This window comes from Kitasatospora albolonga, assembly GCF_039535905.1.
Lineage (GTDB): Bacteria > Actinomycetota > Actinomycetes > Streptomycetales > Streptomycetaceae > Kitasatospora > Kitasatospora albolonga.
The window spans coordinates 46377-58498 of sequence record NZ_BAAAYB010000106.1 but is presented as its reverse complement, the minus strand read 5'-3'; the positions used below and the strand labels follow the sequence as shown (position 1 = coordinate 58498).

The following is a 12122-nucleotide window of genomic DNA, read 5'->3' as shown; positions in this document are numbered from 1 at the left end:
CGCGCCCCCGTTCGACGCAGGGGTGAGAGGCGGGGAACGGCCCCGCCGCACCGAGGACCCGAGGAGCACACCATGCCCCGCTACATGACGCTGATCCGCATCGACGAGGAGAAGGCCGCGGGCTTCGAGCCCGACCCCGGTTTCGAGCAGCGGATGGGCGCCCTCTTCGAGGAGATCGCCAAGGCCGGGGCGATGCTGGACACCAACGGCCTCAAGCCGACCTCGGAGGGCACCCGGCTCGCCTGGTCGGGCGGGCGGCTGAGCCTGACCGACGGGCCGTTCACCGAGACCCGGGAGGTGGTCGGCGGCTACATCGTCTTCCAGTGCCGGGACAAGGCGGAGGCGGTGGAGTGGACCCGCCGCTTCCTCTCCCTCCACCCGGAGAGCTGGGAGGTCGGCGCCGAGGTCCGCGAGATCGACGAGATGCCGACCCCGCCCGGGGCCTGACCCCTCGTCACGCGGCGCGCCCCACGACCGGCCCGGGGCGCGCCGCTTTGCCGCGCCCCCGCGCGGCTGCTCTGATGGGTGCCCGTGACGGACGTGACGGAGCGGAGCGGGGCAGCCGGGCGGCAGGACGTGGCGGCGGCGGTCGCGACCGCCTTCAGGATGGAGTCGGCACGGATCATCGCCACCGTCGCCCGGGTGGTGCGGGACGTCGGCATCGCCGAGGAACTGGCCCAGGACGCCGTGGTGGCCGCGCTGGAGCAGTGGCCCGAGGCCGGCGTGCCGGACCGTCCGGGTGCCTGGCTGACCGCCGTCGCCCGTAACCGGGCGGTCGACCTGGTCCGGCGCCGCGAGGTGTACGCCCGCAAGTTGGCCGAGGTCGGCCGCAGTCTGGAGGACGTACCGCCGCCGCCCGACCCCGCCGAGCAGGACGACATCGACGACGACCTGCTGCGGCTGGTCTTCACCGCCTGCCACCCGGTGCTCTCCGCCGACGCCCGCGCCGCTCTGACGCTGCGTCTGGTCGGCGGCCTGACCACGGCCGAGATCGCCCGGGCGTTCCTGGTGCCCGAACCGACGATCGCCCAGCGGATCGTCCGGGCCAAGCGGGCCATCGCCGCGGCCGGGGGTGCCGTTCGAGGTGCCGGGCGGCGCGGACCGGGCCGGACGGCTGGCCTCGGTGCTGGAGGTCATCTACCTGGTCTTCAACGAGGGCTACGCCGCCACCGCCGGGGAGGAGCTGCTCCGTCCGGCGCTCTGCGAGGAGGCGATGCGGCTGGCCCGGGTGCTGGCCGCGCTGATGCCGCAGGAGCCGGAGGTGCACGGCCTGGCCGCCCTGACGGAACTCCAGGCCGCCCGTCTCCCCGCCCGCACCGGGCCGGGCGGCGAGCCGGTGCTGCTGGCCGACCAGAACCGCGGCCGCTTCGACCGCCTGCTGATCCGGCGCGGCACCGAGGCCCTGGCCCGCGCGGGCGTCACCCGCCCCGACGCCGGCCCGTACACCCTGCAGGCCGCCATCGCCGCCTGCCACGTGCTGGCCCCGCGCTGGGCCGACACCGACTGGGCCACCATCACCGGCCTCTACACCCGTCTGGAAGCCCTCAACCCCTCCCCCGTGGTCCGCCTCAACCGCGCCGTCGCCCTCTCCTACGCCCGCGGCCCCGCCGAGGCCCTCGCCCTGGTCGACGCCCTCGCGGCGGAGCCCGCCCTGCGCAGCTACCACCTGCTCCCCAGCGTCCGCGGCGACCTCCTCGCCCGCCTGGACCGCCCGGCCGAGGCCCGCGCCGAGTTCGAACGCGCCGCCGCCCTGGCCGGCAACGACCGCGAACGCGAGCTCCTCCTCGCCCGCGCGGCCGGGCTGGGTGGCTGACCGGCCGTCAGGCCCCGGCCGGCGCGGTGGCCTTGCCGCGCAGGGTCCACGCGACGGCGCCGAGCAGGGCGGCACCCGGGGCGATGCCCGCCACCGTGGCGACCGCGGCCTGCGGGGCGCCCGCCCAGGCGAGCGCGATCCCGGCGGCACCGCAGACGGACAGAACCGCCGCGAGGGCGTTGACGGCGGGCATCCGCCAGACGGCGGCGAGCCCGAAGAAGTGCAGGCCGACGACGAGGGCGATCCAGCCGACGGCGGCCTGCGGGTGGTGCAGGACGCGGGAGATGACGAAGAGTCCGGCCGCGCCCGCCGCCACCTCGACGGCCACCACGAGGCGGTAGCCCCGGCCGAAGGTCGCGGACGGGGCGGAGGGCGCGGAGCGGCGGCGCAGGAGGGTGAAGAGCCGCAGGAAGGCGAGGACCGCGAGGACGCGGATCGGTATGCCGACGCCTGCGGGGAGGGGCCCGGTGTTGGCCAGAACGAAGACGAGGCCGAAGACGGCGCCGATGAGCGGGCCGAGCTGGTTCTTTCGCACGGCGCAGGCTCTCACCAAAGTGGATCATGATGCAACGCACTTCCCGGTCCGCGCGGGCGCGCAGGTGGATGCGGTGATTCACCGTCCGTCAGCTTCCATGCCTGGATAGGGTGTTGACGCCGTGGCCGGGTGGCCGCGGCCGGGGAGGGGTGTGGAATGGCACAGCTGGCCAGAATCGCTCTGGACGGGGGCGGCTCGATCCTGGTGGAGGCGGCGGACAGCGCGGTCGGCCCGGTCAAGGCCTCTCGGATCGGCGACTCCATCCGGGAACTGCCCACCACTCTCTCCGCCGCCCTGGGCCCGGTCACCGGCATGGCCCGCACCGTGCTGACGCACCTGCGCGAGGCGGGCCCCAGTGAGGTGGAGGTCGAGTTCGGCGTGGACCTCTCCACCGAGGCGGGCGTGGTGATCTCCAAGACCGCCGCCAACTGCCACCTGACGGTCCGGATGACCTGGAGCAAGGACGAAGGCCCCGCCACTGCGGGCGGCGCCACGGCTCCCTGAGGCGGTGAACGTGCCCGCCTCGGATCCGGACGACCCCGGACCTTCCCTGGCCCTGGCGGTCGCCCAAGTCCTCGGCCGGGCCGGGGAAGTGGCGGGCTCCGGTTTCCTGGTGGCCGAGGACCTGCTGCTGACCTGTGCCCACGTCCTGGAGGACGGCGGCCACGGGCCGGGCGACCTGGTCCCCCTCGTCTTCCCCCGGGCACCCGGCGGGCCGGAGGGCACGGGGCTGGTGCTGCCCGGCTCCTGGCGCGCACCCGACGAGCAGGACATCGCCGTCCTGCGGCTCACCGACCCGGTGCCCGGTACCGTACCGCTCGCGCTCGGGTCAGCGGTCGGGGTGCGCGAGCACCGGCTGCACGCGCTGGGCTTCCCCCAACAGGCGCCCCCGGCCGGGCACTTCGGCTACGCCGTCGCGGGCCACGTGCTCCCGGCCGGCGACCGGAGCGGCGCCCTGCTCCAGCTGACCGACGCCAACGACCTGACCACCGGCTTCAGCGGCGGCCCGCTGCTGGACGAACTGACCGGCCTGGTGGTCGGCATGGTCTCCGCCATCGCCCCGCCCGACGAACACGGTCGCGGCACGGAGATCGCCTACGCCACCCCGACCTCCGAACTACGCGATGCCTGGCCCGAGTTGACCGAGCAAGCGTTCTCGCCCTACCGGGCCCTGGAGTCGTTCACCGCCGAGCACGCCCGCTGGTTCCGGGGGCGCGAGGAGGCGGTCGAGCGGGTGCTCGCCGGCCTGGCCGGGCGACGGCGGGCCACGCTGCTGCTGGGGCCCTCCGGTGCGGGCAAGTCCTCGCTGGTGGGGGCGGGCGTACTCCCCGCCCTGGCGGCGGGACGGCTGCCGGGGAGCAGCCGCTGGCTCCCCGTGGTGGTCCGGCCGGGCCTGGACCTGGACGCGGCCATGGCGGCGGCGGGCCTGACGGACGTCGGCGCGCAGGGTTGGGACGCCGCCGTCGCCCGGCTGCTGGACACGGACGCGGAGCACGACCGCGTCCTGCTCGTCGTCGACCAGTTCGAGGAGCTCCTCAGCGGGCCCGAGGGCGCACCCGACCCTGCGGCCCTGGACCTGCTGACCGCCGCGGTCGGGTCCACCGCCCCGCTGGGTCTGCTCCTGGTGATGCGCGACGACTTCTACTCGCGGCTCTCCTCGACCGCCCCGGAGCTGCTGGACCTCCTCCTCCCGTCCCTGCTCAACGTCCCGGCCGCCCTGACCCGCGCCGAGCTCACGGCCATCGTCACCGGCCCCGCCGCCGACCTGCGGACCCCCTTCGAACCGGGCCTGGCCGACCGGATCGTCGCCGACGTCCTGACCGCCTCCCCCGGCCCCGGCCCGGACCGGGCCCCGGCGACGGTCCTCCCCCTGCTGGAGGTCACCCTGAGCCTGCTGTGGGAGAGCCGCGCGCAGCACGACGGGCGGCTCACCCACGCCGCCTACCAGGCCCTGGGTGGCATCACCGGCGCACTGGCCGACTGGTGCGAGAGCGCCCTCGCCGAACTCGACACCCCCGGGCGGGAGGTGGCCCGACGGCTGCTCACCGCCCTGGTCCGCCCGGCCGACCCGGCCCTCGACCTGCCCGCCTCACGGCAGCAGCTCCCGCTCGGCCAACTCCGGGACCTGGCGGCCGGATCCGAGGACTCCGGCACGGTGGACCGGGTCCTGACCGTCCTCACCGCCCGACGGATCGTCACCACCCACCGCGGCACCGCACCCCCGGGGACCGCCGACCTGGACAGCGACGAGCCGGTGGCCGAACTCATCCACGACGCCCTCATCCGGGACTGGGCCCAACTCCACGACTGGATCGACCAGGACGCCCGCTTCCACGACTGGCTCCACCGCCTCCGGTCCCTGCACCTGCGCTGGTCCGCCCGCCCGGACCCGCAGGACCTCCCGGCCGGCTCCCTGCTCGCCGAAGGAGTGGAGGCGCTTCGGGTCCGCCGCCTGCCGACGGAGTTGGACGAGTTCGTCCGGGCCGGGCTGCGGCGGCAGCAGCTCGCACTCCGCCGCAGCCGACGCCTCGTCACCGGCCTGGCGGTGCTGCTGGTCCTCGCACTGGCCGCCTCCGCGCTGGCCTGGGGTCGGCAGCGGGCGGCGGTCGCCGCCCAACGCACCGCCCTGTCGCGCCAACTCGCCGCGGACTCACGGACCTTGATGGGTGCCACCCCCGATCTGGCCTCACTGCTGGCCGTGGCCGCCTACCGCATCAGCCCCACCAACGAGTCCGCCGTCGCCCTGAACGCGGCTGCGGACCTGCCGCTCCGTCAGCGCATCGTGATCCCCGGCGCCATCGGCAGCGCGCTCGCGTTCAGTCCTGACGGGAGGACCCTGGCGACCGGCGCCACCCGCTGGTCCAGGAAGCCGAACGACCAACAGCACGTGCGACTGTGGGACACGACGACGGGCAGGCTCCGCTCCGGCTTCGGGACCGACCCGGTGGACGTCATGGCCTTCAGTCCGGACGGGACCCTGGTGGCCAGCGGCGGTCACGGCGGTCCGGCCCACCTCTGGGAGGTGGCCACCGGTACGCGGCGGATCACGCTCACCGGACATGACGGGGACGTCCTGGCGCTGGCCTTCTCCCCGGACGGCCGGACCCTCGCGACGGGCAGCGACGACCGTACGGTGAGGCTCTGGGACGTGCCCGGCGGGACGCTTCTGGCCGAACTTCCCGGCCAGGGCGGTCCGGTGACGGCACTGGCGTTCAGCCCGGACGGGAAGACGCTCGTCAGCCGGGCCGGCGACCACCAGGCAGCCGTCTGGGACACCGCGACCCGCACCCTGCGACGGACCCTCCAAGGCACCCCCGGAGACTTCCAGGCACTGGCGTACGCGCCGGACGGCCTCACACTCGCCAGCGGCACCCCGTTCGGTGAGGCCCTGCTCTGGGACACCAACACCTGGACCCCGCGCACGGTGCTGCGCGGGCCACGCGACGCCGGAGTGAACAGCATCGCGTTCAGCCCCGACGGTCGAACCGTCGCCACGGGCGCCGGAAACAAGCCCCGGCTGTGGAACGTCCGAACCGGCACCCTTCGAGCCACTCTCATCGGCCACGACTCGGTCGTTCGCGCCGTGGCCTTCGATCGGACCGGGCAGTTCCTGGCCAGCAACGCCGACGACGGAACGACTCGCCTCTGGGACGCCAGCGCCACCGACGCTCCCGAAGCAGTGCTCGAACTGGGCTCGGCCGTCGAGGCCGTCCGCTTCACACCGGACGGGAGGGAGCTCACCGCCGTCAGCGCACGGCGCCGTTCCGGCGACCTCGCCATGGGACCGGCCGGCGCCAAGACCCTGCGGGTGTGGGACTCCGTCTCGGGAACCGTCAGCGACCCTGCCTGGAGTCCCAGCTCCGCGGCCGTCAGCGACGACGGTGGAACCATGCTCGTTGCCGACCGCGGGAGGCTCAAATGGTGGGACCCTGCCACCGACTCGGCCCACACCGAGCTCAGGATCGACCCGCTGTCCGAGGTGACCGCGGTCAGCCCCGACGGACGGATCGTCGCCCTCAGCGGCTCCGTCAAGGACCTGACCACGGGCGCCGAGCGCCCGCTCCAGGGGGCCGGCGGCGAATCGAGCGACCCACCGGTCTTCGGCCCGGGCGGAGAGCTCATCGCACGGGCCGCCGCCGGGTCGGTCCGCCTGTGGGACGTGTCCACCGGCAAGAGGCGTGCGGACATCACCGAGAAGGGCGTCATCGCCTTCGCCTTCAGCCCCGACCGGAAGTCGCTCCTCACCGCCTCGATCGGCGGCCCGCTCCGGTTGTGGGACCTCACCACCGGCAGGCAACGGTCCACCTTCGCTCCGCTCATGCCAGGCGTGACGTCCGTTGCGTTCAGCCCTGACGGGACCACCGTGGCCACCGGCGGCCGCGACATGACGGCCCGCTTGTGGGACGTGGCGACCGGCACCCTGCGGCACGAGCTCACCGGCCACACAGAGGCGGTCGACCTGCTGACCTTCAGTCCCGATGGGCGGACACTGGCCACCGGTGCGGGAACCGATCCGACGTTGCGACTGTGGGACGCGGCGACCGGCGCTCCCCGGGCCGCCCTCGTCGGGCTCGGCTCCGGCGCCACCGCGTTGGCCTTCCGTCCGGACGGCCAGGCACTGGCCGCCGGCGCCGACGACGGTACGGTCCGCGTCTGGAACACCCTCTACGCGGCTCCGGCGACGGCGGCCGAGCGCATCTGCGCCAGGGTCGGCCGCGAGCTCTCGACATTCGAGTGGTCGACCTACCTGCCCGGCGAGACGCCCCGGCCGCTCTGCCCCGAGGCCACCGCCGCGCGCGAGGCCGGGACGGCCCCGTGGACCGTGCCGTCCTGACGCCCCTGCGGCGTACACCATCGGGTTGAGGCGGGCCCTACGGCGTCAACTCCCGGGTGGACGACGGAGCCTGGGAACTCGGGCAACATCATCCCCCCGGGCCGTCCGCCCAACCCCCTCGGGTGGTCGGCCCGGTCGGTCAGCCGCCGAGGTGCCAGATGGTGCCGTGGCCCGCGTGCAGGGTGAGGGCGAGGACGGCCAGGTCGGCGAGGCCGAGGGTGAGGCCGAGGAGGGCGCGGGCCGGGCGGGTGGTGCCGCGGGCCAGCGCCACGGCGGCCAGCACCAGGGCGACGGGGCCGAGGACGAGGTTGAAGAACAGCAGACCGAGCAGGCCCAGGACGAAGGAGGCGACGGCCATGCCGTCGGCGTCTCCACGGGTGCGGGTGCCGGCGCCGGTGCGGACGTGAGTGGTCATCAGGTGCTCCTGGTCAGTGGCGGCGGGTGCGGGCGAGGCGTTCGCGGGCGGCGAAGAGCAGCAGCCAGACGGTGATGGCGGAGCCGGCGGCGAGGAAGACCGGGCCGGAGGTGTGGACGGCGGCGCCGCCGAGCAGCGCGAGGGCGAGGAGCATGGCGAGCAGGGACACGGGACGGGCCTCTCGGTCGGCTGTGGGTCCGGGCAGGAGGGCTGACGTGCAGTCAGCGAACAGTTGGGTTCACAAGTGTTCGCCGACATCTCCACTCTACGCTTCCCAAAGTCGGCAAACAGTTGTTTACTGAATGACGTGAGTCACACCCTCGGCCCCCGCCAGGCCCAGAAGCAGCAGTCCCGCCGCGCCCTCCTCGACGCCGGCCTGCACCTGCTGGAGGCCCAGAACCTCAGCAGCCTCGGCGTCCGCGAGGTCACCCGCGAGGCGGGGATGTCCCCGGCCGGGTTCTACCGGCACTTCCGCGACATCCCGGACCTGGGCGTGACCCTGGTCGAGGAGTCACTGGCGAGCCTGCACACGATGGTGCTCGCCGTCCTCGCGGGGCCCGACGACGCGGACGAACTGATCGACCGAGCGGTGCGGGTGGTGGCCGACCACGTCCGCGAACACCGGGCCCACGTACGGTTCCTGGCCCGCGAGCGGCACGGCGGGGTCCGCCCCGTCCGCGAGGCCATCGCCGCCGAACTGGCCCGCTTCGCCGACGAGGTGGCCGCCGCGCTGGGGGCGCAGCCCGCCTCCGAGGGCTGGGACGCGGACGACCTGCGGATGCTGGCCGAGCTCTACGTGGAGCACCTGGTGACCACCGCCGCCGCCCTCCTCGACGCCCCCGAGGACCGCCCCGACGTGGAGGAGCGGATCGGCCTGCTCGCCCGCCGCCAGCTGCAGCTGATCAGCGTCGGCCGCCGCCACTGGCCGGCCGGCGAGAGGCGGTAGGAGAGCGGTAGGGCAGACGCGGCGGACGGACCGTCAGGTCCGCGCGCGTGTCAGGCGAACGGTCTCCAGGTACTCGGAGACGGCGTCCCTGTTGCGGGTCAGGCAGTCGATCCGCCGGCTCATCTTGTCGCGCTCCAGCTCCAGCGCGGCGAGCATCTCCGGGGTGGCGTCGGTGAAGTGGATGACCCTGGGCTGGTCCAGGCAGGGCAGGATCTGCTTGATGATCCTGGTCGGGAGCCCGGCGTCCAGCAGACCGCGGACCTGGAGCACCCGGTCCACCGAGCGCGGGTCGTACTCCCGGTAGCCGTTGGCGGAGCGGGTGGAGAGGATCAGGCCCTGCTCCTCGTAGTAGCGCAGCAGGCGCCGGGAGGTGTCGGTGCGCTCCGAGAGTTCGCCGATCCGCATGTGACCCACCTCACGCCAGCCCGCTTTGACCCTCACACCGGTGTGAGGGTTCGACGATAACCGGCATGACGACAACTCAGCCAGTCACCGACACCCGAAACCCGTCCCGGCAGGGCGGGTTGCCGATGGCGGCGCTGCTCGCGCTCGCCACCGCCGTCTTCGTCACCAGCCTCACCGAGACGCTCCCGGCCGGCGTCCTGCCCGCGATGAGCGCCGACCTGGCGGTCAGCGAGTCCGCCATGGGCCAGTCGGTCACCGTCTACGCCGTCGGCACGGCGCTCACCGCCCTCCCGCTGACCGCCGCCACCGCCGGCTGGCGGCGCCGCGGGCTGCTGCTCACCGCCATGGCGGGCTTCGCCGCCGCCAACACCGTCACGGCGGTGTCCACCGACTACGCCCTCACGATGACCGCCCGGGCCCTCGCCGGGGTCGCGGCCGGACTGGCCTGGGCACTGCTCGCCGGGTACGCGAGCCGCATGGTGACGCCCGAACTCCGGGGCCGGGCCATCGCGGTGGTGATGACCGGCATCCCGCTCGCCCTCTCGCTCGGGGTGCCCGCCGGGACCTTCCTCGGCCGGGTGGCGGGCTGGAGCGCGGCCTTCCTCGCGATGACCGTGCTGGCCGTCCTGGTGATCGCCTGGATCGCGGCCGCCGTACCGGACTTCCCCGGCGAGCCGCAGCGCGCCGGGAAGGTCACCGGCGCCCTGGCCGTCCCCGGCGTGCGGCCGGTGCTCGCCGTGACCCTCGTCTTCGTGCTGGCCCACACCGTCCTGTACGCCTACGTCGCCGCCTACCTGGCCCACCTCGGGCTCGGCGACCGGACCGACGGCGTGCTGCTGGTCTTCGGCGCGGCCTCGCTGCTCGGCATCTGGGCCGTCGGCGCGCACGTCCACCGCGCGCTGCGCCGCCTCACCGTGGCGAGCACCCTGCTGGTCGCGCTCGGCGCCGGCCTGCTGGCCGCCGCCTCCGGGAGCACCCTCGCCGTCTACACGGCGGCCGCCCTCTGGGGGCTCGGCTGGGGCGGCGTGCCGACCCTCCTCCAGACGGCGGCGGGCCGGGCCGGTGGGCAGCGCGCCGATTCCGCCCAGGCGATGCTGGTCACCTTGTGGAACGTGGCGATGGCCGGCGGAGGCGTGCTCGGCGGCGTGCTGGCTGCTGCTCGCCAACCTGGCGTTCACCCCGGACTTCTTCGCGGATCCGATCAAGGACGGCCACCTCTACGGCAGCCTGATCGACATCCTGCACTTCGGCTCGCCGCTGATATCCTGGTGGCGCTCGGCATGACCCTGGTGATCGCCACCGGCGGCATCGACCTCTCGGTCGGCTCCACCGTCGCGATCGCCGGCGCGCTGGCCTGTCTGCACATCAGCCAGGCAGACCGACCCGGGCAGTCCGGGCACGGTGCTCACGGCCGTGGGGCATCGCCCTCGGCGTGGCGGTGCTGCTCGGTGGGGTCAACGGCCTGCTGGTGGCCAGGATCGGGGTCCAGCCGATCATCGCCACCCTGATCCTGATGGTGGCCGGGCGCGGCGCTCGCCCAGCTCATCACGGACGGTCAGATCATCACCATCACCAGCGAGCCGTACAAGCTGATCGGCGGCGGCTACTGGCTCACCGTGCCGTTCTCGATCCTGCTGGCCGGTGCCGTGGTCCTGCTGGCCTCGGCGCTCACCCGGCGCACCGCGCTCGGACTGCTGCTGGAGTCGGTCGGAGGCAACCCGGTGGCCAGCCGCCTGGTCGGCATCCGGGCGGCCCGGCTGGTCGGGCTGGTCTACGTGGTCAGCGCGCTCTGCGCGGCCCTGGCCCGGACTGATGATCAGCTCCAATGTCTCCAGCGCCGACGGCAACAACGCCGGGCTCTGGATCGAACTGGACGCGATCCTGGCCGTGGTGGTCGGCGGCACCTCGCTGAACGGCGGCCGCTTCTCGCTCGGCGGTACGGTGCTCGGCGCCCTCGTCATCCAGACCCTGTCCACCACCGTCTACACCATCGGCATCCCGCCGGAGACCACCCTGGTCTTCAAGGCCGTCGTGGTGATCACCGTCTGCCTGGTCCAGTCGCCCGCCTTCCGGGCCAAGGCCGCCCGACGGCGCTCCCGCGCCAAGCACGGCGCCCCGCCCGGTGGCGTCCGAGAAGTTGGAGGTCGGAGCATGAGCACCGTCCTGAACACCATTTCCCGCGCGCGGCCGGGGTCAACTCCCGGTCCTGGTCACCTCGGTGCTGCTGGTGGTGATGTTCGCCGTCGGCTCGGTGAACTACCAGGGCTTCTTCTCCGGGCAGGTGCTGCTCAACCTGCTGATCGACAACGGCTTCCTGCTGGTGGTCGCGGTCGGCATGACCTTCGTGATCCTGACCGGCCGGCATCGACCTCTCGGTCGGTGCGATGGTCGCCCTCTCCACCATGGTCTCCGCCTGGCTGGTCCAGACGCACGGCTGGCCGCCGCTGGTGGTGATCCCGCTGGTGCTGGCGATCGGCACCGGAGCCGGCCTGGCGATGGGCTGGGTGATCCAGAACTTCGAGATCCAGCCGTTCATCGTGACGCTGGCGGGCATGTTCCTGGCCCGGGGCCTCTGCTACACGATCAGCATCGACTCCATCTCGATCACCGACCCGACGTACACCGCGATGGCCCAGACCAAGATCCCGCTGGGCGAGCTGTTCGTCTCGCCGAGCGTGCTGATCGCGGTGCTGGTGGTGGTGGCGGCGTTCACCGTGCTGCACCACACCAAGTTCGGCCGCAACGTCTACGCGCTCGGCGGCAGCGAGCAGTCCTCGCTGCTGATGGGCCTCCCGGTGGCCCGCACCAAGATCGCGGTCTACGGGGTGAGCGGCTTCTGCTCGGCGCTCGGCGGCGTGCTGATGACCTTCTACATGCTGTCGGGCTACGGACTGCACGCGGTGGGGCTGGAGTTGGACGCGATCGCCGCGGTGGTGATCGGCGGCACCCTGCTCACCGGCGGCTCCGGCTACCTGCTGGGCACCGTGCTCGGCGTGCTGGTGCTCGGCCTGATCCAGACCGTGATCACCTTCCAGGGCACGCTCAGCTCCTGGTGGACCAAGATCGTGATCGGCGCGCTGCTGTTCGTCTTCATCCTGCTCCAGCGCCTGATGACGGCCCGCCGCCGGGTGTAGCCGACGCGGCGTCAGACTCCGCACGCTGGGCCGGCCCCCC

Annotated in this window: 8 protein-coding genes and 4 pseudogenes; 8 read left to right on the top strand and 4 right to left on the bottom strand. The window is 73.7% G+C overall.

All coding sequences use genetic code 11. The features are described from left to right. Window positions 1-72 precede the first annotated feature (72 nt). Together ABD946_RS27260 and ABD946_RS27255 are read left to right on the top strand one after the other, a co-directional pair. Window positions 73-447, top strand: coding sequence for a YciI family protein (locus ABD946_RS27260; RefSeq protein ID WP_345287939.1), 375 nt, complete (start codon window positions 73-75; stop codon window positions 445-447). A 159-nt stretch (window positions 448-606) separates the two neighbouring features. Further along, window positions 607-1813, top strand: a pseudogene (locus ABD946_RS27255) (RNA polymerase sigma factor). Window positions 1814-1820: 7 nt separating this feature from the next. On the opposite strand, the gene ABD946_RS27250 reads toward ABD946_RS27255, so the two are convergent. Beyond that, window positions 1821-2348 carry a hypothetical protein gene (locus tag ABD946_RS27250; protein ID WP_345287937.1) on the bottom strand — a complete coding sequence of 176 codons (528 nt, stop codon included), beginning with the start codon at window positions 2346-2348 and terminating at the stop codon, window positions 1821-1823. A 156-nt stretch (window positions 2349-2504) separates the two neighbouring features. On the opposite strand from ABD946_RS27250, the gene ABD946_RS27245 reads away from it, so the two are divergent. Both ABD946_RS27245 and ABD946_RS27240 read left to right on the top strand, forming a co-directional pair. Next, the gene (locus ABD946_RS27245) at window positions 2505-2852 is read left to right on the top strand and encodes a CU044_2847 family protein (protein WP_345287935.1); all 348 of its coding nucleotides are present in this window, start codon (window positions 2505-2507) and stop codon (window positions 2850-2852) included. A 10-nt stretch (window positions 2853-2862) separates the two neighbouring features. Further along, window positions 2863-7182 (top strand): nSTAND1 domain-containing NTPase, encoded by a 4320-nt coding sequence (locus tag ABD946_RS27240; protein WP_345287934.1) that lies wholly within the window; start codon window positions 2863-2865, stop codon window positions 7180-7182. 139 nt (window positions 7183-7321) lie between these two features. Here the strand turns inward: ABD946_RS27240 and ABD946_RS27235 are convergent, their stop codons facing one another. Together ABD946_RS27235 and ABD946_RS27230 are read right to left on the bottom strand one after the other, a co-directional pair. Continuing rightward, window positions 7322-7597 carry a DUF4190 domain-containing protein gene (locus ABD946_RS27235; protein WP_345287932.1) on the bottom strand — a complete coding sequence of 92 codons (276 nt, stop codon included), beginning with the start codon at window positions 7595-7597 and terminating at the stop codon, window positions 7322-7324. A gap of 13 nt (window positions 7598-7610) precedes the next feature. Next, a complete protein-coding gene (locus tag ABD946_RS27230; protein ID WP_345287930.1) occupies window positions 7611-7766 on the bottom strand; it encodes a hypothetical protein in 156 nt (51 codons plus the stop codon). 138 nt (window positions 7767-7904) lie between these two features. On the opposite strand from ABD946_RS27230, the gene ABD946_RS27225 reads away from it, so the two are divergent. Next, a complete protein-coding gene (locus tag ABD946_RS27225; RefSeq protein ID WP_345287928.1) occupies window positions 7905-8543 on the top strand; it encodes a TetR family transcriptional regulator in 639 nt (212 codons plus the stop codon). Between the two features lie 33 nt (window positions 8544-8576). Here the strand turns inward: ABD946_RS27225 and ABD946_RS27220 are convergent, their stop codons facing one another. Next, complete coding sequence (locus tag ABD946_RS27220) at window positions 8577-8948, bottom strand: MerR family transcriptional regulator (RefSeq protein WP_345287926.1); 372 nt, start codon at window positions 8946-8948, stop codon at window positions 8577-8579. Between the two features lie 65 nt (window positions 8949-9013). Between ABD946_RS27220 and ABD946_RS27215 the strand changes: the two are divergent. From ABD946_RS27215 to yjfF, 3 pseudogenes are all read left to right on the top strand, one after another. Then, window positions 9014-10129: pseudogene (locus ABD946_RS27215) on the top strand (MFS transporter); the annotation flags it as partial. After that, window positions 10101-11084, top strand: a pseudogene (locus ABD946_RS27210) (ABC transporter permease); the annotation flags it as partial. The pseudogenes ABD946_RS27215 and ABD946_RS27210, both read left to right, overlap by 29 nt. Before the next feature lie 70 nt (window positions 11085-11154). Next, window positions 11155-12082: pseudogene (gene yjfF, locus ABD946_RS27205) on the top strand (galactofuranose ABC transporter, permease protein YjfF). Window positions 12083-12122 lie beyond the last annotated feature (40 nt).

Bases quoted from the DNA above. Each gene is read 5' to 3' on its own strand.
- ABD946_RS27235 (WP_345287932.1), bottom strand. From the start codon at position 7,597: ATGACCACTCACGTCCGCACCGGCGCCGGCACCCGCACCCGTGGAGAC.
- ABD946_RS27245 (WP_345287935.1), top strand. From the start codon at position 2,505: ATGGCACAGCTGGCCAGAATCGCTCTGGACGGGGGCGGCTCGATCCTG.
- ABD946_RS27220 (WP_345287926.1), bottom strand. From the start codon at position 8,948: ATGCGGATCGGCGAACTCTCGGAGCGCACCGACACCTCCCGGCGCCTG.
- ABD946_RS27260 (WP_345287939.1), top strand. From the start codon at position 73: ATGCCCCGCTACATGACGCTGATCCGCATCGACGAGGAGAAGGCCGCG.